Source organism: Serratia sp. CMO1, assembly GCF_015689115.1.
In the GTDB taxonomy this organism is placed as follows: domain Bacteria; phylum Pseudomonadota; class Gammaproteobacteria; order Enterobacterales; family Enterobacteriaceae; genus Serratia; species Serratia marcescens.
In genome coordinates this window covers 372594-398399 of sequence record NZ_CP065032.1, presented here as the reverse complement: position 1 = coordinate 398399, position 25806 = coordinate 372594, and the positions used below count along the sequence as shown (strand labels likewise).

Sequence of the window (25806 nt, the reverse complement as noted above, 5' to 3'; positions counted from 1 at the left end):
TTATCTGGAAATTATCCCTGCGCCGGCACGCGGGGTTTTCGACGATGAAAAGGGCAGGAAATCGCAAAAGAGTCCGCTATAATAGCCGCCACTCCATTTCTGGTTTGATGATTAAAGGAAACCGACATGAGCTTGAATCTGGTCCCTGCTGGCAAAGACCTGCCGGAAGACATCTACGTAGTAATCGAAATCCCGGCCAACGCCGATCCAATCAAATACGAAATCGACAAAGAAACCGGCGCGCTGTTCGTTGACCGTTTCATGTCCACCGCGATGTTCTACCCGTGCAACTACGGCTACATCAACCACACTCTGTCTCTGGATGGTGATCCGGTTGACGTGCTGGTCCCAACCCCATATCCGCTGCAGCCGGGCTCCGTGATCCGCTGCCGTCCGGTTGGCGTGCTGAAGATGACCGACGAAGCCGGTGAAGACGCCAAGCTGGTTGCGGTACCGCACAGCAAGCTGACCAAAGAGTACGATCACGTGAAAGACGTGAACGACCTGCCGGAACTGCTGAAAGCCCAGATCGCTCACTTCTTCGAGCACTACAAAGATCTGGAAAAAGGCAAATGGGTGAAAGTGGAAGGCTGGGCAGACGCTGCAGCAGCGAAAGCGGAAATCATCGCCTCCTTCGAACGCGCTGCCAAGAAGTAATTTTCGCCGCCGTCCGATGAAAAAACACCGCTCATTGAGCGGTGTTTTTTTATTACTGATCTTCGAGGCGTTTCAGCCAGTCACCGCTGGTAATTCGCGGGTAACCGTCCACGCTGTGTTTATACAGGTAGATCCACGCACTCCCATAAGGCGTCTGAATCAGCTCGCGCTTATAGTCCTTGGTGTTGCTTTTCAGTTCGTCCAGCTCTGCCAGAATCGATGAGTTAATACGATACACTTCGCAATGTATCGTGCCCTCTCCAGGGATCGCCGCCGGGTAATGGCCCAGATTATAAATCTGATAGCCTTCGAGCTCGTGCTCGCCGAGCCATTGGGCGTTGGTCATCCAATGGCTGTTTCCCTGTTTGCGCCGTAAACTGCCGTAGACAATTATTCGCATCGCTAAAACTCAAACTGATAGAGCAAATCTAATGCCTGGTCGAGACCAGACACCGCTTCAAGATACAACTTAGGCATCAGGCGATAACGCAACGTCAGCGTGGCCAGCGAGTCGAAAATGCCCACCCCATATTTTACTTGTAAGCCTGGGAGGACATAGCCGCTCACGACAACCTGGGAATTGTCGCCAACCCCTTGGGTGTCCAGAGCCAAATTACTCACGCCGAATGCCTCGCCGATTTTACCCACAAGTTGACCACTTTGTGCAACCCCCATGCCGATTAACATCGACGTCATGGCGTTGCCGTCGGCGCCGGAGCTGTTCAAGCCCTGGCCGCGCAGCAGATAAGACAGGGCTTCCTGTTGCGATTTGGCCGGATCGGAGAACACTTCCAGCTTCGGCGCATCCGCCAGGCCGGTCACGCGCACGCCGGCGGTCACGTCGTCCTCGGTGGATTCCGGGTTGCGGATCGCTTCGATATTGAGCAGCGGCTGATCCGGCGGGCCGGAGAACATCAGTTGCCCTTTACGCACGATCAAATCCTGACCATAAGCATGGAAGCGACCGGAAGGGATGTCAATCTGGCCGTTGAGGCCCAGCCCTTTCTTGTCCTGTACCACTTTCAAATCGCCCTTCAAGCGGGCTTTCAGGCCAAAGGCGTCCAGCCGCACGTCGTTGCCGACGTGGATCATCAGGTTGCTGTTGATCGGGATCGAGGCGGTCTTCGGTTGAATCGGCTTCAGCTGATCGTCCAGCATGACTTCGTCGGAAGAGACGCCCACCGCGCTTTCCGGCAGCTCCTGCACCGTGATGCGCGCCCAGGGAATGTCGACCTTGCCGTTGAGCGAGAACAGCTGCGGCGTGGCTTCGAACACCAGATCCGGCGAGACGTCGATGCGGATCATCGGCGGCACCGTCACCCGCAGCTTGTCACCCTTGGCGGCAATGCGCGCGCGCCAGGCGTTGATGTCACGCCAGTCGGCATCGCCCGCCAGATTCAGCTGGCCGCGCGTGGTGCTGAGCAGCCCTTCCAGCGTCGAGGTCATGCCGTTGAAATTCACCGCCAGCCGCGCGTCGGTCATATCGAACGGCATCCAGTGCCCCTGCACCTTCGCCCGATCCAACGCCAGACGCCCGAACACCAGCGGCTTCTGCGCGCTGCCGCCCAGACGCAGGTTGGCGTTCAGCATGCCCGCCGCGCTTTCGCCCTTCATCAGCGCCGGGTTGATCAGCGCCAGCGAGATGTTGGTGATATTGACGTTGCCGCTGATGGTGCGCCGCACCTGCGGATCCGCCACCTGGATATTGCCGTCGAACTGGCCGTTGTTGGTCAGTTTGATCCGCCAGTCGGCCTGCGCGCGGCCGTTGTTCAGGCCGGCGTTGAGGGTCAGCGTATCGAAGGCGATCGGCAGCGCGTTGCCCTGCACCTGCTGCACCACTTTGACGCCGTTGCCGGCGAGCGTGACTTTCGCCTCCGGCAGCGCGCCGCCCGGCTTCCAGCTGACGTCGGCCCGGCCGGTGAACACGCCGCTCAGGGCGGTTTCCGGGCCAAGGAACGGCTTGATCATCGCCAGATCGAACCGGTTGAGCACCACGCTGGCCTGGCCGCTCTGGCCGGCTTCAATGGTCTTTGGCACGCACAGCTCGGCGTTCGGGTTCTGCCAACAGTGCGGCCCGACGCTGATTTTCTGCTCGGCGTTCAGGTAGTCCAGCGCGATGGCGCGCGTCAGGCGCCACTCCCCTACCGGCGTATCGAAGCGGGTATTGTTCAAATTGCCGCGCCAGCGCTGCTGCTGACGATCGAAGCTGCCCTGCAGCGCCAGCTGGCCGGAGACCGGTTTGCCGTCGATCTTCAACTGCAGTTGGTGCTGCTTCTCGCTGCCCTTGGCGTCGAGGGTCAGCAGGCTGACCTCCAGCGCGTCCTGCTTCAGCTGCTCGACGCGTACCGCCAGTTGCCCCTGGATCTGATCCGTGGAACGCACGTCGCCGTCGATCTTCACCCGGTTGATGTGCAGCGCCTGCCACTGCAAGCCGGAAGCGGTCAAATCCGCCAGCAGCTGCGGCGCCTGCAGATTGCCGCGCAGCTTCAGCAGCCCTTTGGCGGTGCCGCCCAGGCCCGGCAGCGCGCCGTCCAGACGCGGCGCGTCGATGTTGGCGTCCAGGTTCCAGCTCTTCTCGTCCAGCTGCCCTTTGACGTTCAGCTGGTTGCGCCCCAGCGTCAGATCGATGCCGGGGATTTTCCACTGCCCGGCGGCGTTGCCGCTCAGCGTGCCGCGCGCCGTGACCTTGTTCTGCTTCACGTTGCCGTCCAGCTGCAGCACCGGCACCTGCAGTTGCCAGCTGCCGCCGTGCAGGCTGCCGCGCGTGGTGATCTTGCCGTCGAGTTTCGCCGGCCATTCCGGCCACTGCTTGGCGGTATTGATGCCGCTCAGCGTCAATTGCGAGTTCCAGCTGATGGCCTTGCTCCAGTCCACCAGCGCGGTGAGATCGGTATTGCCCTGCAGCGCCGCCAGCCGCAGGCGCTCCAGCTTGAACTGCTCGACGTTGCCCTTGCCGTCCAGCGTCAGCACCGCCGGCGGCAGATCCTGGCCTTTCAGATTGGCGCGCGTCGACAGCGCGTAATCGGTCGCCTTGCCGTTAAAGCGCAGGCGGAAATCGTTGACCTGGTACTGCGCCACGCCGCTCAGCGGCCATTTCAGCTGTTTGCTCTGCAGCGTCAGCGCCAGCGGCAGGCCGGCTTCGGCCAGCCGAGTTTGCACATCGAGCTGGGCGCCGACCGGGCCGGACAGGTTCAGCGCGACCTTCAGCTCGTCGCGCAACCCGCCGCCGATGTTCAGTTTCACCTTCTCGCCCTTCAGCGGGTCAATGTTCAACGCGCTGTTGGCGGTCAGCGCCACCGGCCAGTCGCCGGTCAGGGTCGCCTGCCCCTGCACCGACAGCGTGCCCTGCGGCGACTTCACGTCGAAATTGTCCAGCTGGATATGCTGATCCTGCGTGCTGGCCTGCAGCAACAGGCTCGTGATCAGCACGTCGGTATCGCCGGTCAAGCGCAGCTGTTCGCCGCTGATCTCTTTCACGGTGATATCCAGCGGCAGGCGGATGTCCGGCAGATCCGGCAACAGCGGTTTGGCGAACAGTTCCTTCAGCGTTTCGCCGAGCGGCTTCTCTTCCGGCTGCGGCGCCGGTTTCGCCGCGTCGGTGACCTGCTCGCCGACCTTTTTCGCCACCTCGACCGCCGGTTGCACCGCTTCCGGCAACGGATTTTGCGGCGTTTTCGGCAAGGCGATCAGCAACGAGCCGATCTTGGTCGGCATCAGCGTCAGCGCGCGCTCTTGCCACTGCGCGCCGGTGCGGAACTCGGCCAGAGAAATGGCGGTGTCGTCGACGGTGACCTTGACGTTGTTCAGCGCCAGCAGGCGCAGGGTGATCGGATAAGGCGTACTGAGATTGGTGGTCGGCTCACTGCTCTCCTCCACCGGCGCGGAGGGCGCCATCTCTTTGGTGTTCACCGCCACGTCCACGTCCTGAGCGGTCAAGGCGTTAACGCACAGCGAGCTGCGTTTAAAGCAGGAGAGATCGAGAGAGAGATGGAACTGCCCGGCGTTGACCGTCACGCCCGGCATCTGATACTTCACGCCCTTCAGCGTCAGATCGCGCCAGCCGCCGCTGACGCCGGCGATCTCCAGCCCCGGCACCCAGCGCGCCGCGCCGTTGATGACCATATGCAAACCGGTGGTGGTCCCCACCAGGAAGGCCAGGCCGCCGATCAGCAACAGCAGGACGACCAGAAATCCAAGGCAAATCTTTTTAATCAGGCTCATAGTTCAGGCCCCAAACCGATGTAGAACTGCATCCCGTGGGTGTCCTTGTCCCCCACGGGCGCGGCGATATCCAGCTTCACCGGCCCCACCGGCGACTGCCAGCGCACGCCTACGCCGGCGCCGGTCTTGAAGTTGCTCTGCTTGATATCGTTCACCGCTTCACCGGAATCGACGAACATCGCCCCCCACCATTTGCCGGTCACGTTGTATTGGTACTCCAGCGAGCCGGTCAGCATCTTGGAGGCGCCGGTCAGCTTGCCGTCGTCGCCGCGCGGCGAAATGTCTTTGTACTTGTAGCCGCGAATGCTGCGGTCACCGCCGGCGAAGAAACGCAGATCCGGCGGCACCTTGTCGAAGTCGTTGGTTTCGATCCAGCCCACCTGCCCGCGCGCCACAAAACGGTGCTTGTCGGCCAGAGTGCGGATCCAGACGTTCTGCGCCTGCATCAGCGCGAAGTCCACGCCGGAGCCCCAGGAGGTGTCGGACACGTCGATGGAATAGCGCTGGCTGTCGCCCCAGGTCGGCATCAGCCCGCCGCGCGAACGGGTGCGGTTGAAGCTGACGCCGGGGTACAGCAGCATAGTGGTATTGCTGACGTTGCCCTGGGTAAAGTTATCCCAGCGCCAGGTCAGGTTGATCGCCCGCTGCCAGCCGCTGGAGAGATCCCAGTTGCGCGAGGCCACCACTTTGGAGGTCACGGATTTGGTGTCGTTAAGATCGACGTTCTTGAGCCCGCCCTGCAGCAGGTAATACTGCTCCAGCGGATTCTTCAGCAACGGGATCTTATAGGTCAGATCCAGCTGCTGCTCCGGCGCCGACACGCTGGCGCTGGTTTCCAGGCTATGCCCGCGATCGTTGAGCCAGGGCTTTTTCCAGGTGCCTTTCACCCGCGGGCCGACGTCGGTGGAATAACCGATACCGGTTTCGACGGTGTTGCGCGTGCGCGGCGTCACCAGCGCGTCCAACGGCAAAATCTTGTTCTCTTTGGCATCGTTGAAATCAGGGGACACCACCACCGAGTTAAACCAGTTGGTGGCGGACAAACGGCGATTCAGCTCGGCCAAATCCTCCGAACTGTAGTAATCCCCCTGATGAAAGGGCACCAGATTTTGCAGATAGTCTTCGCGAATTTGCGAACCGGTGAATTTCACCTTGCCGAAGCGGTAACGTTCGCCGCTGTTGAAATCGATATCCCAAAACGCCTTGTGCAGATCTTCGGCCACGCCGAGCTGGCTTTTGGTCATATCGGCGTCGAAGTAGCCTTTGCGCAGCGCCAGGCCGGTCAGCGAGCCTTTGAAACTGTCATACTTGCCGTGGTTGAGGATCTCGCCGATGGTCGGCCGCCCCTTCTTTACCAGCGTCAGGTAGTCCTCATCGGTCTTTGCGCCGCCCTCCAGCACGATGTTGGCGCCGGCGATGCGCACCGGCTCGCCCGGATTGACCTTGGCGTGCAGCACCGGGCGCGACATCCCCGGCCGATCGTCCAGCGTAAACTCGATGGTCGGCTGGTAATAGCCGAGCGCGCGCAGCCCCTGGCGCACCGCCTCATCCACCCGCGCGCGGAAGCGGCCGTCGGTGCCAACCTCTTCAGGCGTGATCGACGACAGCCGCACCCGGACGTTTTTTTCCAACTCTCCGCTTAACCCCTCCACCTGCAGCCGCACGTTGGCCGCATAGGCTGCAGGTGCCGCAAGCAACACAGATATCAAGCACATGACCGGGTACTTTGGCACGTGTTCTCCTTATTGATTTTACTGTCCTGTTATGGTGTTCGCTCCGGGGCCAGGGCAGACTCCGCGCTATCATGACGGCAGCCCTCTTCAACCTTATTCCGGACGCCGCCCGCCGCGCTTTGCCACCGCCGCGCAACAGGCGAATTCTTCACTTTTGGCGCTCAAAATACTGCGTTAAGCTTATACAAAATCCAACTTGCCGCTTATTGTGGGCAAAGACGCGGTGAGATACAACCGAACCACCGCCATGTAGGGTCAATTCTTACTGTGACAACAGGAGTCAACCGTGGTGCCATTTTTTGATAAATCACAAACCGTCGATAAGGCAAGCGCGCTGCCTGGCCGCACCACGCCAATGCCTGTCGCAACGCTCAACGTGGTCACCGAGCACTCGATGACCCAGGTGCCGGCAGGCATGGACGTGGCGATCTTCGCCATGGGCTGTTTCTGGGGCGTTGAGCGTCTGTTCTGGCAACAGCCGGGCGTCTACAGCACCGCCGCCGGCTACAGCGGCGGCTATACGCCGAACCCGACCTACCGCGAAGTGTGCAGCGGCCAGACCGGGCACGCCGAAGTGGTGCGCGTGGTGTTCGATCCGCAGATCGTCAGCTACAAACAGCTGCTGCAGCTGTTCTGGGAAAATCACGATCCGGCGCAGGGCATGCGCCAGGGCGGCGACGTCGGCACGCAGTACCGCTCGGCGATTTATACGCTGAGCCCTGAGCAGCAGGCCGAGGCGGAAAGCAGCCTGCAACGCTTCCAGCAGGCGATGGACGCGGCGGGCGACAAGCGCGTCATCACCACCGAGATCGCGCCGGCGCTGCCGTTCTATTACGCGGAAGACGATCACCAACAGTACCTGTACAAGAACCCGGAAGGCTACTGCGGGCTGGGCGGCATCGGCGTTTGCCTGCCGCCGCAGGGCTGATTTGATGCCGGCCGGCGGCACTTTTTTAACCGCTGGCGGCCCCGGTGGGGCAACTGCTATACTATGCGGGCCGCTTCTGCGGCCCGATAGCTTCCCTTCTGGTTGTTATCGCTGCTTTTTTTACTATGTACTACCCTTCCTCAAGAGCGCCGTCATCCCGTCGGCACGTATGGATAGATTATGTTAAACAGTATTTTACTGATTCTTTTTCTGATCGCGGTGAGTGCGTTCTTCTCACTGTCGGAAATCTCTCTGGCCGCCTCGCGCAAGATCAAACTGAAGCTGATGGCTGACGAAGGTAACGTCAACGCCGCCAGAGTGCTCAAGCTGCAAGAAACCCCTGGCATCTTCTTCACCGTGGTGCAGATCGGCCTGAACGCCGTGGCCATCCTCGGCGGTATCGTGGGCGACGCGGCTTTCTCTCCCACCTTCAAGGTGTTGTTCGATCGTTTCCTGTCGCCCGAATTGGCGGAACAGGTCAGCTTCATCTGCTCTTTCGTGCTGGTGACCAGCCTGTTTATCCTGTTCGCCGATTTGACCCCGAAGCGCATCGGTATGATTGCACCAGAGACGGTCGCCGTCCGGATCATCAACCCGATGCGTTTCTCCATCATGATCTTCCGCCCGCTGGTGTGGTTCTTCAACGGCATGGCCAACCTGATCTTCCGCATGTTCAAGCTGCCGATGGTGCGCAAGGACGACATCACCTCCGATGACATCTACGCGGTGGTGGAAGCCGGCGCCCTGGCGGGCGTGCTGCGCAAGCAGGAGCACGAGCTGATTGAAAACGTGTTCGAACTGGAATCGCGCACCGTGCCGTCTTCGATGACCTCGCGCGAAAGCGTGGTGTACTTCGATCTGCGCGAAAGCGAAGAGAGCATCAAGGAGAAGGTCTCGACCCATCCGCACTCCAAGTTCCTGGTGTGCGACGGCCATATCGATCAGGTGGTGGGTTACGTCGATTCCAAAGACCTGCTGAACCGCGTGCTGGGCAACCAGAGCCTGGTGCTGAGCAGCGGCGTGCAGATCCGCTCGGCGCTGATCGTGCCGGATACGCTGACGCTGTCCGAAGCGCTGGAAAGCTTCAAAACCGCCGGCGAAGACTTCGCGGTGATCCTCAATGAATATGCGTTGGTGGTGGGCATCATCACGCTTAACGACGTGATGACCACGCTGATGGGCGATCTGGTCGGCCAGGGCCAGGAAGAGCAGATCGTGGCGCGCGACGAAAGCTCATGGCTGATTGAAGGCGGCACGCCGATCGACGACGTGATGCGCGTGCTGGACATCGATGAGTTCCCTCAGGCGGGCAACTACGAAACCATCGGCGGCTTTATGATGTATATGCTGCGCAAGATCCCGAAACGCACCGACTTCGTCAAATACGCCGGCTACAAGTTCGAAGTGGTGGATATCGACAGCTACAAGATAGACCAGCTGCTGGTCACCCGGCTGAGCGACAAACCGGCGGCGGTGCTGCCGAAAGCGCCGGACGACGCGCCTGCGGCCTGACGGCGGTAAGACAAAAACATCAGCGGCCCCATCGGGGCCGCATTTTTTTACCGCTGTCAGCGAGGTGTTCACCCCATCTCGGTCTGCAACAGCAGCACCTGACGGTTCACTTCAGACATCACGCTGAAATGGCGCTTGTCGCGAATCTTCGGCGGCAGGATTTTCCCCTCGTCGAATTCAAATGCGCCCACGTCCTTGATATACAGCCTTCCGCGAAACAGGGTCTTAACGTACTTTGCCACTTTCAAAGGGTTATAACGCTGGAAGATTCTCATTCTTTTACGCTCCTCCCGTTGATCCATGCGCTCAGCGAGCCGCCAAAGGTGGCAGCCTCGAAATTCAGAACGCAACTTGATTGCATGTAGTAGACCCAGTAAAGACCAGAACGTTCACTTCCGCCCGGATTTCTACGCTGGATTTACACTTTTTGACAGAATTGTATATGATAATTTATAACGTTTTCAGGATATCCCTTCAAAATCTGATGATTAGCGAACCAAGGGAAAATCTGCGATCCGGTTAACAGGACAGACCTCTTATCACATCCTATGCTTTAGGCTGTCGAAGTGCTGTCGCACAAATTCCCCCCATTACAAGGAGAAAGCATGAAAACAAGTCGCATGCTGATGGTATCCCTGCTGCTCGCCCCGCTTTTCGCTTCCGCGCACAACTTCCAGCTCCAGCAGCGCGTGGCGCCGGTCGGCGTCAGCGACAAAGGAGAGCTCAATTACGCTGACGGTAATTTTAGCTACCAAAACTGGAACAGCGCGCAGCTCAGTGGAAAAGTGCGAGTGATACAACATATTGCCGGCCGCAGCTCCGCCAAAGACATGAACGACCCACTGATTGAAGCGATCAAGAAAGCGAAGCTACCACACGATCGTTACCAAACGACGACAATCGTCAACACCGACGATGCCCTGATGGGCACGGCGATGTTCGTGCGCAGCAGCATTGAAGACAGCAAGAAGGAGTTCCCATGGTCGCAGTTTATCGTCGACAGCGACGGTAACGTGCGCAAAGCCTGGGATCTGCAGCCGAAAGGCTCCGCCATCGTGGTGCTGGATAAGCAAGGGCGCATCCAGTTCGCCAAAGACGGCGCGCTGACGCCGGAAGAGGTGCAGCAGGTGATGTCCAAACTGCACCAGTTGTTGGCGAACTAACTCAGAACAGCGACACCCGGAAGCCGGGGTTGAGGAAAGATTCACGCGGGGTATAGAGCAATGGCTTACCCTGCCAATCGTGAATTTGCGCCCCGGCGGCCACCGCCACCGCATGCCCTGCGGCGGTATCCCAAATGTTGGTCGGCCCGAAGCGCGGATAGAGCTGCGCCTTGCCTTCCGCCACCAGACAGAACTTCAGCGAGGAACCGACTGACACGGTCTGGTGCTCGCCCAGCTGCTGCAAATAATCTTTCAGTTCGTCGTCGATATGCGAGCGGCTCACCACCACCAGCGGCGGATGCGCGTTGCTGACGCCGATCGCCTGCCGCACGCCCTTCTCTTCTTTCCAGGCCTTGCCGCGCTCCGCCAGATACAACACGTCGATCGCCGGGGCGTACACCACCCCCATCACCGCCTGCCCGTCTTCAATCAGGGCGATATTGACCGTGAACTCGCCGTTGCGGTGCAAAAACTCTTTGGTGCCGTCCAGCGGATCGACCAGCCAGTAACGCGTCCAGCTGCGGCGCTCTTCCCACGCCGGCGGATCCTCTTCCGACAGCAGCGGCACCTCGGGCGTCAGCGCCGCCAGGCCGCGCTTGATGATGTGATGCGCCGCCAGATCGGCCGCCGTCACCGGTGAATCATCTTTTTTCTGTGCGACATCAAGCGGTTGTTCACCGTCGTACACCGCCATGATCGCCGCCCCCGCCTCGCGGGACAGTTGGCAAATTCGCTCTAACATCATGCACCTCAACTCCGCATCTCCGTGGGAAATTTCCCCCTGTCTCTGCTAGCAGACTAGTTTTTTTTACGCCGAATATCCATCTCAACCGCCTAAGCCCCGGGAATTCCTCAGTTCTTGTTGGGCCCAACTGTGAACTTCCCCGCGTTACCCGCCGCCGTTTTCTGCCACACTTCACAGTTTGCTGTGGCAAGCAATGTTAATTACATTTCCCTCTGCGATAACACTCGAATAATGGAATGGAGAGAACCCCAAATGATGAAGCATCCACTGACGCTGTCCGCGCTTGCGCTGCTGGTGTGCGCCTCCGCGCAAGCGGCCACCGTCGATCTGCGCGTGCTGGAAACCACCGATCTGCACAGCAATATGATGGACTTCGATTACTACAAGGACACGCCGACCGACAAGTTCGGCCTGGTGCGCACCGCCAGCCTGATCCAACAGGCGCGCCAGCAGGCCGCCAACGCGGTGTTGGTGGACAACGGCGACATCATTCAGGGCAGCCCGCTCGGCGACTACATGGCGGCCAAGGGGCTGAAACCGGGCGACGTGCACCCGGTCTATAAGGCGATGAACACGCTGGACTACGTCGTCGGCAACATCGGCAACCATGAGTTCAACTATGGGCTGGACTACCTGAAGAACGCCATCGCCGGCGCCAAATTCCCGTATATCAACGCCAACGTCATCGACGCCAAAACGCAAAAACCGCTGTTCACGCCGTACATCATCGTCGATACGCCGGTGAAAGACCGCGACGGCAAGGCGCATACGCTGCGCATCGGCTACATCGGCTTCGTGCCGCCGCAGATCCTGGTGTGGGACAAGGCCAACCTGCAGGGCAAAGTGACGGTGGACGACATCACCGCCACCGCCAAGCGCTACGTGCCGCAGATGCGTAAAGAGGGCGCCGATCTGGTGGTGGCGATCCCGCATTCCGGGCTGTCCAGCGAGCCTTACAAGGCGATGGCGGAAAACTCGGTCTATTACCTCAGCCAGGTGCCGGGCATCGACGCCATCATGTTCGGCCACGCTCATGCGGTGTTCCCGAGCAAGGACTTTGCCAACATAAAAGGCGCGGATATCGACAAAGGTCTGCTGAACGGTGTGCCGGCGGTGATGCCGGGACAATGGGGCGATCATCTCGGCGTGGTCGACCTGCAGCTCAACAACGATGGCGGCAGCTGGAAAGTGACCGCCGCCAACGCGGAAGCGCGGCCGATCTACGACAAAGAAAACAAGAAATCGCTGGCGGCGGAAGATGCCGCGCTGGTGAAGGTATTGGCGGACGATCACAAAGGCACGCGCGAGTTCGTCAGCCAGCCGATCGGTAAATCCGACGGCAACATGTACAGCTACCTGGCGCTGGTGCAGGACGATCCGACGGTGCAAATCGTCAACAATGCACAGAAAGCCTACGTCGAACATTACATCCAGGGCGATCCGGATCTAGCCGATCTGCCGGTGCTGTCGGCGGCGGCGCCGTTCAAGGTCGGCGGCCGCAAGAACGATCCCGCCAGCTTCGTCGAAGTGGAAAAAGGCCAGCTCACCTTCCGCAACGCCGCCGATCTCTATCTCTACCCCAATACGTTGGTGGTGGTGAAGGCGAGCGGCAAAGAGGTGAAAGAGTGGCTGGAGTGCTCCGCCGGCCAGTTCAACCAGATCGACGTCAACAGCGCCAAGCCGCAGGGCTTGATCAACTGGGACGGCTTCCGCACCTATAACTTCGACGTGATCGACGGCGTCAACTACCAGATCGACGTCAGTCAACCGGCGCGCTACGACGGCGAATGCCAACTGATCAACGACAAGGCGGAGCGTATCAAGCAGCTGACCTTCAACGGCAAGCCGATCGATCCGAACGCCACCTTCCTGGTCGCCACCAACAACTACCGCGCCTACGGCGGCAAGTTTGCCGGCACCGGCGACAAACATATCGCCTTCGCTTCGCCGGATGAAAACCGCTCGGTGCTGGCGGCCTACATCAGCGCCGAAACTCAGCGGCATGGCGCGGTGCGCCCGCAGGCGGACAACAACTGGCGTTTGGCGAACTTCAGCAGCCAGCAACCGCTGGATATCCGCTTCGAGACCTCGCCTTCGGACAAAGCGACAAGGTTTGTCAAAGCGCACGCCCAATATCCGATGAGCGCCGCAGGCAGCGACAGCATCGGCTTCGCGGTTTATCGCATCGATTTAAGCGGTAAGTGACGCGGTTTATGGCCGGCGCGCCCGGCCATTCATCGCTCGCCTGCGCGGCGCATAAAATAAGGGCGCCACGAAGGCGCCCAGAACAATCCTCGGTGGGATTACAGGATTTCCAGCAGCTCGACGTCGAACACCAGCGCGCTGAACGGCGGAATGGACGCGCCTGCGCCACGCTCGCCGTAGGCCAGGTTGTGCGGGATATACAGCTGCCATTTGGAACCGACCGGCATCAGGGTCAGCGCTTCGATCCAGCCTGGGATCACGCCGCTGACCGGGAATTCCGCCGGCTGGCCGCGCTCAACCGAGCTGTCGAACACATCGCCGTTGATCAAGCGACCGGTGTAGTGCACACGCACGCGGTCCTGACGGGACGGAATTGGGCCGTTGCCCTGCTCCAGCACGGAGAACTGCAGGCCAGACTCGGTCAGCGTCACGTCGTCGCGCTTGGCGTTGTCGTCCAGGAATTTCTGGCCTTCAACCGCCATCGCCTGCTGGCGCTCGCGGCGCACCGCGTCAGCACGCTCGTGGATTTCACGCAGCGCACGGTGCACCACGTCTACCGGAACCGCCGGGGCATTCCCTTCCAGCGCGTCACGCAAACCCGCCAGCAAAGCTTCCGGTTGCAAACCTTCCAGCCCGGACTCTTGCAGCTGCTGGCCTACCTGTAAACCAATCCCGTAACTTGCTTGCGCTTCAACGCTGTCAAAAGAAGGGGTTGTCATGGGGTTTTCCTTAAGTCTGTAAAAAGTCGAAAGCGCAGCATAACAGCGCGTCAATGCCGGGTAAAATCTTGTGTGGAGAATGATGACTTTTGTCGTAGAAAAAGAAACAATAACCTTCTGTTAACGCCCGCAGCCGCAAACCCCGGCTCTGCCGCTCAGCCGCCTTTCACTTCAATCAGTTAGCGGACTATACTGAAGGCAGGATATCGGGCAGGCGACGCGTTTAACGCGCCGCACTGATTATTACGCCGTCGAAGAGAGGTCACCATGGGCAGAATCGCGCCCAGGAGAAGGAAAACCACCCGCATCTACCAGCCGCTGCTGCGCACCTGGCTGAACATCAGCCAGCGCCTGAAACCGGGCGCCGCACCCACGGCTGAAGGCGCGGAACCGCCATCGGAGCCGCCGTCGGCCAACGACAAAATGCAGCGGGTCAAAGCGCTGCTGATTAAAGTCTGGCATCTGCCGGACGGTTTCCATTGGATGGAACCGCTGCCCTACTTTCACCGCCGCTGGGTGCTGATCTTCGGCATCATCCTGCTGCTGGCGTTGCTGTGGCCCTACTCGCCCGAAAGACAGCCGTTCCCGGTCTCTCAGCAGGAAACCAGCGTGCCGCTGCAGGCCGAGCTGCAAAACGGCGGAAGCGCCGCCACGCCCGCCAATGAGCCGACGCCGGCGGGCAACTGGCAGCGTTATCAGATCCAGCCCGGCCAGACCCTGGCCCAACTGTTTCGCGACAACAATCTGCCGGTGAATGAAGTGTTCGCCATGGCGCAGGTGGAAGGCGGCGACAAGCCGCTGAGCAACATGAAAGCCGGCCAGGAAGTGCGCATTGAACGCGACGCCAACGGCGTGATTAGCGCGCTGTCGGTCACCACGGCAGACAATAGCCAGGCGCTGTTCCGCCGCCAGGCCGACGGCAGCTACCGCCGGGAACGCTAATCTCTACAGCTGCGCCAGCAGAAACTCGCGCAGCACCACGCCCTGGTTGTGCTCGGTATCTTTACTGCCATACAGCAGCGTCAGCGCTTGCCCCTGCCGTAACAGCGCCACCAGCGGCTGCCAGGCGTCGTTGGCCGCCAGCTGTTGGCGGTATCGCGTCTCAAAGGCTTCCCACTGGTCGGTATGCTGATGGAACCACTTGCGCAGCTCGTCATCCGGCGCCACCTGTTTCAACCACTGCACGCCCGTCAACCGCTCTTTGCTGATGCCGCGCGGCCATAGCCGGTCTATCAGATAACAATGTTCCGGCGCCGGCGCGCTGAAATCGTAAACCCGCTGTAGCGTAATCGTTGCCATCGCACGCTCTCCTTTTCATCCCGTCTTCAAGCGTAGCGCGTTTTGCCAGGCGCAGAAAAGCAAAACGCCAGCGCGAGGCTGGCGTTTTAACCGGGTTAACAGCAGCGTAAATTACGCTTCTGCAACCACAACTACATTCAGCTGTGCGAACACGTCGCTGTGTACCTGGAAGTGCACTTCGTGCTCGCCAGTGGTACGCAGAACGCCGTTCGGCAGACGAACTTCGCTCTTGGCAACTTCAACGCCTGCCGCAGTCACTGCGTCAGCGATGTCGCGGGTGCCGATAGAGCCGAACAGTTTACCTTCGTCGCCAGATTTGGAAGCGATGGTGACTGAACCCAGTTCGTTGATCTTGGTTGCGCGAGCTTCAGCAGCAGCCAGAACGTCAGCCAGTTTGGCTTCCAGTTCAGCACGGCGTGCTTCGAAGAACTCAACGTTTTTCTTGGTAGCAGGAACAGCTTTGCCCTGTGGTACCAGGAAGTTACGAGCGTAGCCCGCTTTAACGTTAACTTGATCACCCAGGCTGCCCAGGTTTGCTACTTTATCAAGCAGAATAACTTGCATTACCTTATCCTCTCAAAGTCGTTAATGGACAGTGGCCGATTACTGATGACGATCAGTGTACGGCAACAAAGACAGGTAGCGCGCGCGCTTGATAGCACGGGCCAGCTGGCGCTGATATTTTGCACGAGTACCGGTGATACGGCTCGGTACAATTTTACCACTTTCGGTGATGTAGTTTTTCAGCGTAGCGATGTCTTTATAGTCAATCTCTTGAACGCCTTCCGCGGTGAAACGGCAGAACTTGCGACGACGGAAATAACGTGCCATTTGGCTAGTCTCCAGAATCTATCAATTCAATCTGCTCGGCATGCAGAACCAATTTGCTCAGCCCGTTGCGCCCTTGATGGCAGCTTACAAAGCCTTGCACGGTAATCTGACTGCCGACCGTTAATCTTTGAGTTAGTGCTTGTGACTGTTGTCCACTGACAACCACGGGCATTCGGCACCATGCTTGTCTGCTGAATCCGGCTTCCATCTGCTGCGAACGGTGCTCTAGCACAAATTGGCAGTGCGGTATCCCGGAAGGACTCACTTTTCGAACCGGCGCCTTGCACACAGTGCCCGACAACACCAGACGATTAGCCGTCACGGCGGCAATTACTCTTCAGAATCCCCAGCATCTGCATCATCTGCGGTTTCGTTAGCGAAGTCTTCGCGGCGATCGCCACGACGTTCGTCTTTCGCTTTAACCATCGGAGATGCTTCAGTTACCGCGTGCTTAACGCGCATAACCATGCTGCGGATAACGGCGTCGTTGAAGCGGAAGTTAGTTTCCAGCTCATCGATCGCTTCCTGCGGCGCTTCAACGTTCAGCAGAACGTAGTGAGCTTTGTGCAGTTTGTTGATCGGATAAGCCAGCTGACGGCGGCCCCAGTCTTCCAGACGGTGAATCTGACCTTGCGCGTTAGTGATGGTAGCACTGTAACGCTCGATCATGCCCGGAACCTGTTCGCTTTGGTCAGGATGGACCATAAAAACGATTTCGTAATGACGCATCGAATTGCTCCTTACGGATTATTCAGCCTCCTGTCAGGGTCAACCGCGGCCCATGGAAGCAAGGAACGTGTTTAGTGTGCGGCTGAAAAATGACGCGTAATCATACTGACGCAGGGCGGGAAACTCAAGGACTGCGTGGGTTTTATTCGCGTTAATGCGAGGCGCTATGGGAAATAGCACGATTTGCTCGTGAGTAAACCTATGTACGCCGATCCATCAGTTTCAAAAATCTTTCAATGAAATCAGCGCTGAGTCACAAATCTATTTCATTTTTTTTGAAAGATGCCTTCAAAACACCCCGCTTTTTAATCGCCGGCAACGGACTAAAATTAACCATATCCGCCGCAGACAGCGCGACGAAAAAGATCCCAGGTTATTCAATGCAGATAAATGACTTTTTGCCGCAGCGACACTCGCTGTCAGGCCGTAACGGCAAAAAGTAAGAGAGGCACTATGAAACGCATTATTCTCGCGACGGCGCTGGCCGCCCTGTTCTCCGCCAACGTGATGGCCGCGACGGAGATCACCTCGCACCAGGCCGACCAACGCCAAAGCGTCGGCTTCGTCACCCTGAACCAGAATGTGGTTTCGCCGGACGACGCCAGCAGCCAGGTCAGTAAAATCGCCGATCAACGCGGCGCAAGCTCTTATCGCATCATCGCCCTGCACGAACCGGGCGACAACAGCACGATGCACGTCAGCGCCGAGCTGTACCGCTAAAGAGACGCGCCACGCCAGGGAAATCCCAGGGCTTCATCAGAAAGCCCGTTCAGTCCGCACCGGAGCGCCGCCTGTCGGGCGCTCCACTTCCTCACCCATCACAGTTTGAGCAACGTCGGCGCACTGAACGCCTTGCCCGGATTGTGCAATTGCAGCGCCATCCGCAGATAGTTTGTCCGTGCCTGCAGCAGTTCGGCGCTTTCCTCCAGCGTCGCCCGCTGCTCGAAGGAGAGCGAGCCGGCCTTCGCGGTTTGCGTGGCCGCCGCTTTCGGCGCGGAGGCGAACAGCGCCGTCATGTTTTGCACCGTCTGCGCGGTGATGCGCGACAGCGAATGCGCCTTGTTTTGCCGCGCCTTGCCGTCGGCTGCCCCCAGCATCTCGCTGAAGGCCGCTGAGTTAAGCTCGGCGCGCGCTTTCATCGTTCCCGCCAGCCCGCGCGCTGTCTCGGCCGTATTGCTGATACCCTTTATCATGCTCTCCGCTCCTTGCTACCCCTGAAAGAACTCACGCTGACATTCTCCTCCGACATGCATGAAACAATGCCCGAAACAGCCCGCACAGAGCGGCGCAATTCCATGCATCGTGCCCGTCGGCGCATCACAGTTCGCGGCGGAAAAAGTCGGCCGTGGCGGACAGCGCCAGCGGCGTGATGCGGTGCTTCACCCCCGATTCGATGAGCGATGTCAAACGACCGTCCGCGCCTTGCCGCCGCAGTTCAGCCGCCAAACGCTGGCTGTCAGCCGACGGCACCACGTCGTCCGCCTCGCCGTGCCACAGCAGCAGCGGCCGCCCGGCAATCGTCTCCAAATGCCCCTCCAGCTCATATTCCGCCAGCACGGCGGTGCGCGCCGCAAACGCCGCCGGCGAGAGTGCCTCGCCCTCTTCGTCCAACGGCGGATACAGCGTTTGCGCCAGCGAACGGTAATAACCTGAGCCCATCAGGCTGGCGGCCGCCCGGATCCACGGGAAGCGCGCGAAGGCGCCGAGCGCGGTCATGCCGCCCATTGAGGCGCCGGCGACGCCGATGCGTCCGTCGGCTATCAGGCCAAGCCGCTCAAAATGCGCCTTGATCTGCGGCAGTTCGTCGATATTGCTGCGCAGGATCTCCCAGAACGACGCCAGGCGCCGCGTCTCATCGCCGTCGAACCGCTCGCCGTGCCGATCGGCATCCGGCAGCACCGCCCGAAAACCGGCGCGCGCCAGCGCATAGGCGAAGTAGGCGTACACCTCTTTCGATGAGGTATAACCATGGCAGAAGAACACCGTCGGCAGCGGCCGATGATACTGCCCCGCCGGCACCGCATGGATCACCGCAATATCGCCCACCCGCTCGTCATGAATTTCAATCATCCGCTCATCCTCAACTCACCTGTTGGCATTCATCATGACAAACTTGCGCCAGCCAGCGTTAGCTCAATCTGTTCCAGCTTATATTGCGTTACACTGAAGCCATCGCACCGGCTCTTTCGAGGTTCCCATGACGTTTGTCCGCACACTCATCGCCCTGACGCTGGCCGCACAGCTTTCCGCCTGCGGCATCATGACCACCACGCCGAAACCGCCGCCGCCGCCCACCGCACAGGCGCAGGAGATCGTCCGCGCGCAGACCGCCAAACTGGTGAAAATCGGCACCGTCACCGCCGTAGTGCGCGGCAGCCCGATGGACGTGGAAGCGGAGATCCAGCGCAAGGCCACCGCCGCCGGCGCCCGTTATTACGTGATCATCATGAACAGCGAAACCGTCGTGCCGGGCCAATGGTATTCCCAGGCGCTCCTGTATCGTTAAGGCGGGGATTGTTTAAGCAGATTTACACTGGCTTTGCACTGGCTGAAGAAGGGTGTTGCACACTGAGGGACAGCATGCCGCATGTTGCGGGTGTCGATTCAGGATCTGACGAAGGGGAACGCCATGAAACGCTCCACCGCACTCACCTCCCTCCTGCTTTCCATGGGATTGCTCAGCACCGGCGCACAGTCCGCCGAGCTGGCGCCCGCCGATCGCGTGACGCCGCTCAGTGAAATCGCCGAGATCACCTTCAGCGATCTGCCCGGCTCGCCGCAGGAAGCAGAACTGGCCATCGCCCGCACCGCCGACCAACACGGCGCCAGCTATTACCGCATCCTGCGGATGGAAGAGCAGGCGCACCCGCTTGGCTGGCGCGCCTCCGCCATCTTATACCTTTAGTAGCTCATGCAAGCCGCATTCAACACGCCGCCGCTAACGGAGACGCCCCCCAGGAAAATCCCGGCGGCCAGGTGATTCGCTTCGATCTTTTCGCTGATGCGCGGCATGTAGATCTTCACGGCAGCGAACAGCAGCAGTTGCACCACCAGCGCCACTACGCCCCACAGCAGGTAATCCAGCAGGCTGATCGAGTTGATCGCCGCGCTGGCCAGCGGGATCACATACCCCAGGCAGGCGCCGATAAAAGCAAAGGCGGCGGATTGATTATCGGCCTTGATCAACGCCCATTCGTCGTGCGGGGTGATGCGAGTATAGACGAACAGAAACACCAAAATCATGGCGAAACCGCTGAAGAAGTAAGAGGCGAACGCCGCCAACGCGCTGAGAATATCCATGTGCATTTTCCTGTCAGAGTGAGGCTGAATTAAAAAGGTTTTCGCCGCCGCGCGCCACCCTTTTCCCTAACCGCCGATGGCGCGGTTCAGCAGCAGTTCGCACACCTCGGCCGACAGCAGGCTCTCGCCGCGATGATCCAGCGTCAGATGACACCAGGCATCGGCGATCTGCGGGCTGGCGTGCTGCAGCAGCTGTGCGGCGCAGCACAGGTCGAACAGCTGTTGAGTGAGCAGCCGCCCCATCTCCTCACTCGGTTGCCGGGCGCGCTGCTGCCACTGCCGCCAGGCGCGATCGAACAACCGATTCTGGCCGCGCACCGGCTGCAGCTCGAACTGCAGCATTTCAAGCGCGCCCGGCAATTTGTGCAGGCTGCGCAACACGTCCAGGCACATGATGTTGCCGGAACCTTCCCAGATGCTGTTCACCGGCATCTCGCGATACAGGCGCGGCAGTTCGCTCTCCTCACAGTAACCGATGCCGCCCAGCACCTCCATCGCCTCGGCGATGAACGGCATGCCCTGGCGGCAGATGCTGTATTTGGCCGCCGGGGTCAGCAGGCGGCTGTAGATCAGCTCGCCCTCATTGCTGCGGCTTTCCCAGGCGCGAGCCAGCCGGAACAGCAACGCGGTATGCCCTTCCAGCCGCAGCGCCATGCGCGCCAGAACCTGACGCATCAGCGGTTGTTCGATCAACAGCTTACCGAATGCCTGCCGCTGCAGCGCATGATACAGCGCCACCGACAGCCCGCGGCGCATCAGGCCGTGGCTGCCCAGCGAGCAGTCGAAACGGGTCAGGCCGCCCATCTTCAGGATATGCCGCACGCCGTCGCCCTCATCGCCCAGCAGCCAGGCCGCGGCGTCCTGAAACTCCACCTCGCTGCTGGCGTTGGAGCGGTTGCCCAGTTTGTCTTTCAGCCGCTCCAGGCGAATGGCGTTGCGGCTGCCGTCCGGCAAAATGCGCGGCAGGAAGAAGCAGGACAGCCCGCCTTCGGCCTGCGCCAGTACCAGGTGCGCATCGCTCTGCGGCACCGAGAAGAACCACTTGTGCCCCACCAGCCGGTAGGCTTCGCCCGGCCCACGCGCGCTGAGCGGCGCGGCGGTGGTGGTATTGCTCAAGACATCGGAGCCGCCCTGCTTCTCTGTCATACCCATGCCGATCAGCAGACCGCGCTTTTGCCCGCCAGGCAGCAGGTGAGCGTCATAACGATCCGACAGCAACGGGGTCAGCCAGGAACGGAATTCCGCCGGTAACGCCTGCAGCAACAGCGGCGTGGCGCCGAAGGTCATGGTCACCGGGCACAGCGTGCCGGCCTCGACCTGCGCATGCAGCATAAAGCGCGCGGCGCGCGCCACGAAGGAACCGATGCGCGCATCCTCCTGCCAGGGCAGGTTGTGCACCCGATTGGCGATCAGCCCCTGCATCAGAATATGCCAGGCAGGGTGAAAGCGAACGTCGTCCAACCGCTGGCCGGTGGCGTCATAGCGCAGCAGCTCCGGCGGGTTGGCGTTGGCCAGGCGCCCCAGCTCCAGCGACTCTTGCGTGCCGAGCTGCTGGCCCAGCGAAGCCAATACCTCGGCGTCCCAACCGCCTTGCTCGCGCTGCAACGCTTCGCGCAGCGGCGTATCGGAGAGAAACAGGTTGCTGTTGCCCAGCGGCTTGGGTTGGTTAAAAACGGTGTGCGTAGTCCAGACCATGAGAGTGCTCCCTGAAAAAAGCGTCAGGGATAAGTATGGTCGGCGCAGAGATTTCTGCCGCAGGCGGGATCACAAGAGAGGGAATTAACGGGGGCAGAGCGCCCCCGTCAGGAGAATCAGCCGCGCTGACGCACCGCTTCGAACAGGCAGATGCCGGTGGCGACCGACACGTTCAGCGAAGAGACGGTGCCAGCCATCGGGATGCTGATCAGCTCGTCGCAGTGTTCGCGGGTCAGGCGACGCATGCCTTCGCCTTCCGCGCCCATCACCAGCGCCATCGGGCCGGTCATTTTGCTTTGATACAGCGTATGATCGGCTTCGCCGGCGGTGCCCACCACCCAGACGTTCATCTCTTGCAGCAGACGCAGCGTGCGCGCCAGGTTGGTCACGCGGATCAACGGCACGTTTTCGGCGGCGCCGCAGGCCACTTTCTTGGCGGTGGCGTTCAACTGGGCGGAACGGTCACGGGGCACGATCACCGCGTGCACGCCGGCCGCGTCGGCGCTGCGCAGGCAGGCGCCGAGGTTGTGCGGGTCGGTCACGCCGTCCAGCACCAGCAGGAACGGCGTCTCCACGCTTTCCAGCAGGCCCGGCAGATCGTTCTCCTGATACTGGCGCCCTTCGCGCACCCGGGCGATGATCCCCTGGTGCACCGCGCCTTCAACCTTGTCATCCAGCCATTGACGGTTCGCCACCTGGATCACGATGCCGGTCGCTTCCAGCTCGGCGATCAGCGGTTGCAGACGGCGATCTTCGCGGCCTTTCAGAATAAACACTTCCAGGAAGCGTTGCGGGTCGCGCTCTAACAGGGCTTTGACGGCATGGATGCCGTAAATAATTTCGCTCATGATGCTCTTTTAAATTCGTGCGGCCGGCGATAACCGGCCGATGATAACGATGTGCGGCAGGTTAGGCCTGCTCGGCACCTTTCTTCTTGGCTGCGCGCTTGGCTTTGGTCGCCGCCGCGATTTTCCGCGTTTTGTCGGACGCTTTCTTGGCTTTCTTCTTCGCCTTCTTCACGTTGTCCGCGGGCTTGGCGTCATCCTGCTTGCGGAAGGCGCTGTCCGGCTCGAAGTTGGCCGGCGGTTTGCCGCCGCGGCGCTTGCCGCGCCCCGCGCTACCGTTGTCGCGCAGCGTGCGCTGGCCGCCCTTCTTGGCGCGATCGCGTTCGGTTTTGCCTTCACCGCGCGCTTTGCGGGTGCTGGATACCAGTGCGAAATCGATCTTGCGCTCGTCCATGTGTACCGCGTCCACGCGGATCTCCACCGTATCCCCCAGGCGATAGACCGTGCCGGAAGATTCTCCGATCAGGCGCTGGCCGATATTATCGTAGCGATAGTAATCATTATCCAGCGTTGATACGTGCACCAGCCCGTCGATGAACAGATCGTTCAGGCGCACGAAGAAGCCGAAGCCGGTCACGCTGGAGATGATGCCGCTGAACACTTCACCGACGTGATCCTGCATGAAGTCGCACTTCAGCCAGTCGGCGACGTTGCGCGTCGCTTCGTCCGCGCGGCGCTCGGTCATCGAGCAGTGTTCGCCCAGCTGCAGCATCTCTTCGAATTCGCTGTGCCAGCCGCCGGTCGGCGTCCAGCGCTCTTTCTGCTCGCCGTGTTCTTTGGCCAACTGATATTTGATCGCGCGGTGCAGCGCCAGATCCGGATAACGGCGGATCGGCGAGGTGAAGTGGCCATAAGACGCCAGCGCCAGGCCGAAGTGGCCGCGGTTTTCCGGATCGTAAATCGCCTGTTTCATCGAACGCAGCAACATGGTTTGCAGCATTTCGTGGTCAGGGCGCTCGGACACTTCATCCATCAGCACCGCATAGTCCTTCGGCTGCGGCTTGTTGCCGCCGCCCAACGTCAGCCCCAGCTCGCTCAGCACGCTGCGCAGCGCGGAGATGTGGTCGTCGCTCGGACGATCGTGCACGCGGTAAAGCGCCGGCTCGTTGCGTTTCTCGACGAAGCGCGCGGCCGCCACGTTGGCCATGATCATGCACTCTTCGATCAGCTTGTGGGCGTCATTGCGCACCGTCGGCTCCACGCGCTCGATGCGACGCTCGGCGTTGAAGATGAATTTGGCTTCTTCGGTTTCGAACGCGATGCCGCCGCGCTCGGCGCGCGCCTTATCCAGCACCTTGTACATGGCGTGCAGCTCTTCCAGGTGCTTGACCAGCGGATGGTAATGCTCGCGCAGCTCCTGATCGCCCTGCAGAATGTGCCACACCTTGTTGTAGGTCAGGCGGGCGTGAGAGCTCATTACCGCCTCGTAGAACTTGGCCGTCGACAGGCGCCCCTGGGCGGAGATGGTCATTTCGCACACCATGCACAGACGATCGACCTGCGGGTTCAGGGAGCACAGCCCGTTGGACAGCACTTCCGGCAGCATCGGGATCACCTGCGACGGGAAGTACACCGAGTTGCCGCGGCTGCGCGCTTCATCGTCCAGCGCGGTGCGCGGGCGCACGTAGTAACTGACGTCGGCGATCGCCACCCACCGGCGCCAGCCGCCGCCGCGTTTTTTCTCGCAGTACACGGCGTCATCGAAGTCGCGCGCGTCTTCACCGTCGATGGTGACCAACGGCAGCTTGCGCAGATCGACGCGGCCCTTCTTGGCCGCTTCCGGCACCTGCTCGCTGAGATCGGCTACCTGTTTTTCCACCTGCGGCGGCCAGGTATGCGGGATCTCATGGGTGCGCAGCGCGATGTCCACCGCCATGCTGGTGCCCATCTTGTCGCCGAGGATCTCGACGATCTTGCCGACCGCCTTGGTGCGGCGGGTCGGGCGCTGAGTCAGCTCCACTACCACCATAAAGCCCATGCGCGCGCCGCTGACGCTGTCCGCCGGGATCAGAATATCGAAGCTCAGACGGCTGTCGTCCGGCACCACGAAGCCGGTACCGGCGTCCATGAAGAAGCGGCCGACAATCTGGCTGGTTTTCGGCACCAGCACGCGCACGATGCGCGCTTCGCGGCGCCCTTTGCGATCCGCGCCCAAGGCCTGCGCCAGCACCACGTCACCGTGGATCGCCATTTTCATCTGTTCGGCAGACAGGTACAGATCGTCTTTGCTGCCTTCAACGCGCAGGAAGCCGTAGCCGTCGCGGTGGCCGATCACCGTGCCGCGCAGCAGATCCAAACGTTCCGGCAGCGCGTAGCACTGGCGGCGGGTAAACACTAACTGGCCATCGCGCTCCATGGCGCGCAGGCGGCGGCGCAGCGCTTCCAGCTGTTCTTCGCCGCTGAGGCCCAATTCGTTGCCCAGTTCTTCGCGGCTGGCCGGCGTTTCTCTTTTCGCCAAATGGGCCAGGATATATTCACGGCTGGGGATAGGGGATTCGTATTTTTCTGCTTCTCGTTCCAGGAATGGATCTTGTGACATTGCGGTTCCTCCGTTGTCATCAGCAGGATGACGTTGAGCCTTGTCTTCTCAACGTCGTTTTATTCGACAAGCAATAGCTTGTAGAGCGGCGGATTGTCTTCGACCATGTCGGCCAACGTATGCTTATCCAGCTCTTCAAGGAAATTCTGTACGCCCTGGTGGAGCACCTGCTTCAAGCGGCAGGCAGGGGTAATGTGGCAAAACTCACTGCTGCAGTTAACCAGCGCGAGCGGCTCCAGCGCCCGCACCACGTCACCGAGGCGAATGCTCTCGGCCGGTTTGCCCAAACGTATGCCGCCATGCTTGCCGCGCACCGCCGTGACAAAACCTACCCGGCTCAACTGATTGATGATCTTCACCATATGGTTGCGAGACACGCCATAAACCTCAGTCACTTCCGAGATGCTGGTCATCTTGTCCTGCGGCAACGAGGCCATGTAGATCAACGCCCGCAGGCCATAATCAGTAAAACTTGTTAACTGCACATCTTACCTCTGGGTATCACTTTACCCGTCTGATACGCCGCTTTTCGGCGCTATTCAAAAGATTACTCATTGGATAATAAACCAGCCGGAGAGTTCGTCGCTAATTATTTAGCGAATCCCGCGCCCTAAGGCGGGTTTATGAAAGGATTTTTTGACGTGAAACCGCAATCGGAGGGAGTCAGGATAAAAACAAACCGGGA

The 25806-nt window shown here is 60.2% G+C and carries 28 protein-coding genes; 10 read left to right on the top strand and 18 right to left on the bottom strand.

Annotation, left to right across the window (positions count from 1 at the left end):
• Positions 1-126: 126 nt before the first annotated feature.
• A complete protein-coding gene (gene ppa, locus IT763_RS01810; RefSeq protein WP_004933594.1) occupies positions 127-657 on the top strand; it encodes an inorganic diphosphatase in 531 nt (176 codons plus the stop codon).
• Between the two features lie 52 nt (positions 658-709).
• On the opposite strand, the gene IT763_RS01805 is transcribed toward ppa, so the two are convergent.
• The 3 genes from IT763_RS01805 to IT763_RS01795 are packed head-to-tail and all read right to left on the bottom strand — an operon-like array spanning position 710 to position 6593.
• On the bottom strand, positions 710-1057 hold the full coding sequence (locus IT763_RS01805) for a gamma-glutamylcyclotransferase (RefSeq protein ID WP_004933596.1): 348 nt from the start codon (positions 1055-1057) through the stop codon (positions 710-712).
• Positions 1058-1059: 2 nt separating this feature from the next.
• Positions 1060-4878, bottom strand: a complete 3819-nt coding sequence (locus tag IT763_RS01800) for a translocation/assembly module TamB domain-containing protein (RefSeq protein WP_206195107.1) — start codon at positions 4876-4878, stop codon at positions 1060-1062.
• The gene (locus tag IT763_RS01795) at positions 4875-6593 is read right to left on the bottom strand and encodes an autotransporter assembly complex family protein (RefSeq protein ID WP_249339672.1); all 1719 of its coding nucleotides are present in this window, start codon (positions 6591-6593) and stop codon (positions 4875-4877) included. The genes IT763_RS01800 and IT763_RS01795 overlap by 4 nt, the downstream gene beginning before the upstream one ends.
• Before the next feature lie 307 nt (positions 6594-6900).
• Here IT763_RS01795 and msrA point away from each other — a divergent pair, with 307 nt between their 5' ends.
• Together msrA and IT763_RS01785 are read left to right on the top strand one after the other, a co-directional pair.
• Positions 6901-7539, top strand: coding sequence for a peptide-methionine (S)-S-oxide reductase MsrA (gene msrA, locus IT763_RS01790; RefSeq protein WP_086013601.1), 639 nt, complete (start codon positions 6901-6903; stop codon positions 7537-7539).
• Between the two features lie 180 nt (positions 7540-7719).
• Positions 7720-9051, top strand: a complete 1332-nt coding sequence (locus IT763_RS01785; RefSeq protein WP_016929344.1) for a hemolysin family protein — start codon at positions 7720-7722, stop codon at positions 9049-9051.
• A 68-nt stretch (positions 9052-9119) separates the two neighbouring features.
• Here the strand turns inward: IT763_RS01785 and IT763_RS01780 are convergent, their stop codons facing one another.
• Complete coding sequence (locus IT763_RS01780) at positions 9120-9326, bottom strand: DUF1107 domain-containing protein (protein ID WP_004933604.1); 207 nt, start codon at positions 9324-9326, stop codon at positions 9120-9122.
• Positions 9327-9656: 330 nt separating this feature from the next.
• Between IT763_RS01780 and IT763_RS01775 the strand changes: the two genes are divergently transcribed.
• Complete coding sequence (locus IT763_RS01775) at positions 9657-10214, top strand: YtfJ family protein (RefSeq protein WP_025159587.1); 558 nt, start codon at positions 9657-9659, stop codon at positions 10212-10214.
• A gap of 1 nt (position 10215) precedes the next feature.
• On the opposite strand, the gene cysQ is transcribed toward IT763_RS01775, so the two are convergent.
• Positions 10216-10956, bottom strand: coding sequence for a 3'(2'),5'-bisphosphate nucleotidase CysQ (gene cysQ, locus IT763_RS01770; protein WP_004933611.1), 741 nt, complete (start codon positions 10954-10956; stop codon positions 10216-10218).
• 255 nt (positions 10957-11211) lie between these two features.
• Here cysQ and IT763_RS01765 point away from each other — a divergent pair, with 255 nt between their 5' ends.
• Positions 11212-13164 (top strand): bifunctional 2',3'-cyclic-nucleotide 2'-phosphodiesterase/3'-nucleotidase, encoded by a 1953-nt coding sequence (locus IT763_RS01765; RefSeq protein WP_049300851.1) that lies wholly within the window; start codon positions 11212-11214, stop codon positions 13162-13164.
• A 98-nt stretch (positions 13165-13262) separates the two neighbouring features.
• Here the strand turns inward: IT763_RS01765 and fklB are convergent, their stop codons facing one another.
• The gene (gene fklB, locus IT763_RS01760) at positions 13263-13883 is read right to left on the bottom strand and encodes an FKBP-type peptidyl-prolyl cis-trans isomerase (RefSeq protein ID WP_004933618.1); all 621 of its coding nucleotides are present in this window, start codon (positions 13881-13883) and stop codon (positions 13263-13265) included.
• A gap of 267 nt (positions 13884-14150) precedes the next feature.
• Here fklB and IT763_RS01755 point away from each other — a divergent pair, with 267 nt between their 5' ends.
• Positions 14151-14825 carry an OapA family protein gene (locus tag IT763_RS01755; protein WP_016929348.1) on the top strand — a complete coding sequence of 225 codons (675 nt, stop codon included), beginning with the start codon at positions 14151-14153 and terminating at the stop codon, positions 14823-14825.
• Between the two features lie 3 nt (positions 14826-14828).
• Here the strand turns inward: IT763_RS01755 and IT763_RS01750 are convergent, their stop codons facing one another.
• From IT763_RS01750 to rpsF, 5 genes are all read right to left on the bottom strand, one after another.
• Positions 14829-15182: a DUF488 domain-containing protein gene (locus IT763_RS01750; RefSeq protein WP_016929349.1), complete on the bottom strand. Its 354-nt coding sequence runs from the start codon at positions 15180-15182 to the stop codon at positions 14829-14831.
• A gap of 111 nt (positions 15183-15293) precedes the next feature.
• A complete protein-coding gene (rplI, locus tag IT763_RS01745; RefSeq protein ID WP_004933629.1) occupies positions 15294-15746 on the bottom strand; it encodes a 50S ribosomal protein L9 in 453 nt (150 codons plus the stop codon).
• A gap of 39 nt (positions 15747-15785) precedes the next feature.
• A complete protein-coding gene (gene rpsR, locus IT763_RS01740; RefSeq protein ID WP_000135199.1) occupies positions 15786-16013 on the bottom strand; it encodes a 30S ribosomal protein S18 in 228 nt (75 codons plus the stop codon).
• A gap of 4 nt (positions 16014-16017) precedes the next feature.
• Entirely contained in the window at positions 16018-16335 is a 318-nt protein-coding gene (gene priB / locus IT763_RS01735) for a primosomal replication protein N (protein WP_049233092.1), read from the bottom strand.
• An 8-nt stretch (positions 16336-16343) separates the two neighbouring features.
• Entirely contained in the window at positions 16344-16742 is a 399-nt protein-coding gene (rpsF, locus tag IT763_RS01730) for a 30S ribosomal protein S6 (protein WP_004933634.1), read from the bottom strand.
• Between the two features lie 236 nt (positions 16743-16978).
• Here rpsF and IT763_RS01725 point away from each other — a divergent pair, with 236 nt between their 5' ends.
• Both IT763_RS01725 and IT763_RS01720 read left to right on the top strand, forming a co-directional pair.
• A complete protein-coding gene (locus IT763_RS01725; protein ID WP_126186680.1) occupies positions 16979-17185 on the top strand; it encodes a hypothetical protein in 207 nt (68 codons plus the stop codon).
• A gap of 10 nt (positions 17186-17195) precedes the next feature.
• Positions 17196-17462, top strand: a complete 267-nt coding sequence (locus IT763_RS01720) for a DUF1471 domain-containing protein (RefSeq protein WP_004933636.1) — start codon at positions 17196-17198, stop codon at positions 17460-17462.
• Positions 17463-17560: 98 nt separating this feature from the next.
• Here IT763_RS01720 and IT763_RS01715 read toward each other — a convergent pair whose 3' ends face one another.
• Both IT763_RS01715 and yjfP read right to left on the bottom strand, forming a co-directional pair.
• Complete coding sequence (locus tag IT763_RS01715; RefSeq protein ID WP_151254730.1) at positions 17561-17935, bottom strand: hypothetical protein; 375 nt, start codon at positions 17933-17935, stop codon at positions 17561-17563.
• Between the two features lie 124 nt (positions 17936-18059).
• Positions 18060-18812, bottom strand: coding sequence for an esterase (yjfP, locus tag IT763_RS01710; protein WP_143779105.1), 753 nt, complete (start codon positions 18810-18812; stop codon positions 18060-18062).
• 127 nt (positions 18813-18939) lie between these two features.
• On the opposite strand from yjfP, the gene bsmA reads away from it, so the two are divergent.
• Both bsmA and IT763_RS01700 read left to right on the top strand, forming a co-directional pair.
• Positions 18940-19248: a biofilm peroxide resistance protein BsmA gene (gene bsmA, locus IT763_RS01705; protein ID WP_016929352.1), complete on the top strand. Its 309-nt coding sequence runs from the start codon at positions 18940-18942 to the stop codon at positions 19246-19248.
• Positions 19249-19371: 123 nt separating this feature from the next.
• Entirely contained in the window at positions 19372-19647 is a 276-nt protein-coding gene (locus tag IT763_RS01700; protein WP_028127568.1) for a DUF1471 domain-containing protein, read from the top strand.
• On the opposite strand, the gene IT763_RS01695 is transcribed toward IT763_RS01700, so the two are convergent.
• From IT763_RS01695 to nsrR, 5 genes are all read right to left on the bottom strand, one after another.
• Positions 19644-20042, bottom strand: coding sequence for a DUF350 domain-containing protein (locus IT763_RS01695; RefSeq protein WP_016929354.1), 399 nt, complete (start codon positions 20040-20042; stop codon positions 19644-19646). The genes IT763_RS01700 and IT763_RS01695 overlap by 4 nt on opposite strands.
• 66 nt (positions 20043-20108) lie before the next feature.
• Positions 20109-21737: an isovaleryl-CoA dehydrogenase gene (locus tag IT763_RS01690; RefSeq protein ID WP_206195106.1), complete on the bottom strand. Its 1629-nt coding sequence runs from the start codon at positions 21735-21737 to the stop codon at positions 20109-20111.
• Positions 21738-21853: 116 nt separating this feature from the next.
• Positions 21854-22585 (bottom strand): 23S rRNA (guanosine(2251)-2'-O)-methyltransferase RlmB, encoded by a 732-nt coding sequence (rlmB, locus tag IT763_RS01685; protein WP_004933653.1) that lies wholly within the window; start codon positions 22583-22585, stop codon positions 21854-21856.
• Positions 22586-22646: 61 nt separating this feature from the next.
• Entirely contained in the window at positions 22647-25121 is a 2475-nt protein-coding gene (rnr, locus tag IT763_RS01680) for a ribonuclease R (protein ID WP_206195105.1), read from the bottom strand.
• Positions 25122-25180: 59 nt separating this feature from the next.
• Entirely contained in the window at positions 25181-25606 is a 426-nt protein-coding gene (gene nsrR, locus IT763_RS01675; protein ID WP_004933660.1) for a nitric oxide-sensing transcriptional repressor NsrR, read from the bottom strand.
• Positions 25607-25806 lie beyond the last annotated feature (200 nt).

Coding starts and splice junctions, on each gene's coding strand:
- IT763_RS01700 (WP_028127568.1), top strand. CDS start 19,372: ATGAAACGCTCCACCGCACTCACCTCCCTCCTGCTTTCCATGGGATTG.
- rplI (WP_004933629.1), bottom strand. CDS start 15,746: ATGCAAGTTATTCTGCTTGATAAAGTAGCAAACCTGGGCAGCCTGGGT.
- ppa (WP_004933594.1), top strand. CDS start 127: ATGAGCTTGAATCTGGTCCCTGCTGGCAAAGACCTGCCGGAAGACATC.
- rlmB (WP_004933653.1), bottom strand. CDS start 22,585: ATGAGCGAAATTATTTACGGCATCCATGCCGTCAAAGCCCTGTTAGAG.
- IT763_RS01725 (WP_126186680.1), top strand. CDS start 16,979: ATGAAATCAGCGCTGAGTCACAAATCTATTTCATTTTTTTTGAAAGAT.
- bsmA (WP_016929352.1), top strand. CDS start 18,940: ATGACGTTTGTCCGCACACTCATCGCCCTGACGCTGGCCGCACAGCTT.
- fklB (WP_004933618.1), bottom strand. CDS start 13,883: ATGACAACCCCTTCTTTTGACAGCGTTGAAGCGCAAGCAAGTTACGGG.
- IT763_RS01795 (WP_249339672.1), bottom strand. CDS start 6,593: ATGTGCTTGATATCTGTGTTGCTTGCGGCACCTGCAGCCTATGCGGCC.
- IT763_RS01720 (WP_004933636.1), top strand. CDS start 17,196: ATGAAACGCATTATTCTCGCGACGGCGCTGGCCGCCCTGTTCTCCGCC.
- rpsF (WP_004933634.1), bottom strand. CDS start 16,742: ATGCGTCATTACGAAATCGTTTTTATGGTCCATCCTGACCAAAGCGAA.
- cysQ (WP_004933611.1), bottom strand. CDS start 10,956: ATGTTAGAGCGAATTTGCCAACTGTCCCGCGAGGCGGGGGCGGCGATC.
- IT763_RS01765 (WP_049300851.1), top strand. CDS start 11,212: ATGATGAAGCATCCACTGACGCTGTCCGCGCTTGCGCTGCTGGTGTGC.
- IT763_RS01755 (WP_016929348.1), top strand. CDS start 14,151: ATGGGCAGAATCGCGCCCAGGAGAAGGAAAACCACCCGCATCTACCAG.
- rnr (WP_206195105.1), bottom strand. CDS start 25,121: ATGTCACAAGATCCATTCCTGGAACGAGAAGCAGAAAAATACGAATCC.
- rpsR (WP_000135199.1), bottom strand. CDS start 16,013: ATGGCACGTTATTTCCGTCGTCGCAAGTTCTGCCGTTTCACCGCGGAA.
- IT763_RS01695 (WP_016929354.1), bottom strand. CDS start 20,042: ATGGATATTCTCAGCGCGTTGGCGGCGTTCGCCTCTTACTTCTTCAGC.
- IT763_RS01780 (WP_004933604.1), bottom strand. CDS start 9,326: ATGAGAATCTTCCAGCGTTATAACCCTTTGAAAGTGGCAAAGTACGTT.
- yjfP (WP_143779105.1), bottom strand. CDS start 18,812: ATGATTGAAATTCATGACGAGCGGGTGGGCGATATTGCGGTGATCCAT.
- IT763_RS01800 (WP_206195107.1), bottom strand. CDS start 4,878: ATGAGCCTGATTAAAAAGATTTGCCTTGGATTTCTGGTCGTCCTGCTG.
- IT763_RS01775 (WP_025159587.1), top strand. CDS start 9,657: ATGAAAACAAGTCGCATGCTGATGGTATCCCTGCTGCTCGCCCCGCTT.
- IT763_RS01805 (WP_004933596.1), bottom strand. CDS start 1,057: ATGCGAATAATTGTCTACGGCAGTTTACGGCGCAAACAGGGAAACAGC.
- IT763_RS01785 (WP_016929344.1), top strand. CDS start 7,720: ATGTTAAACAGTATTTTACTGATTCTTTTTCTGATCGCGGTGAGTGCG.
- IT763_RS01750 (WP_016929349.1), bottom strand. CDS start 15,182: ATGGCAACGATTACGCTACAGCGGGTTTACGATTTCAGCGCGCCGGCG.
- IT763_RS01715 (WP_151254730.1), bottom strand. CDS start 17,935: ATGATAAAGGGTATCAGCAATACGGCCGAGACAGCGCGCGGGCTGGCG.
- IT763_RS01690 (WP_206195106.1), bottom strand. CDS start 21,737: ATGGTCTGGACTACGCACACCGTTTTTAACCAACCCAAGCCGCTGGGC.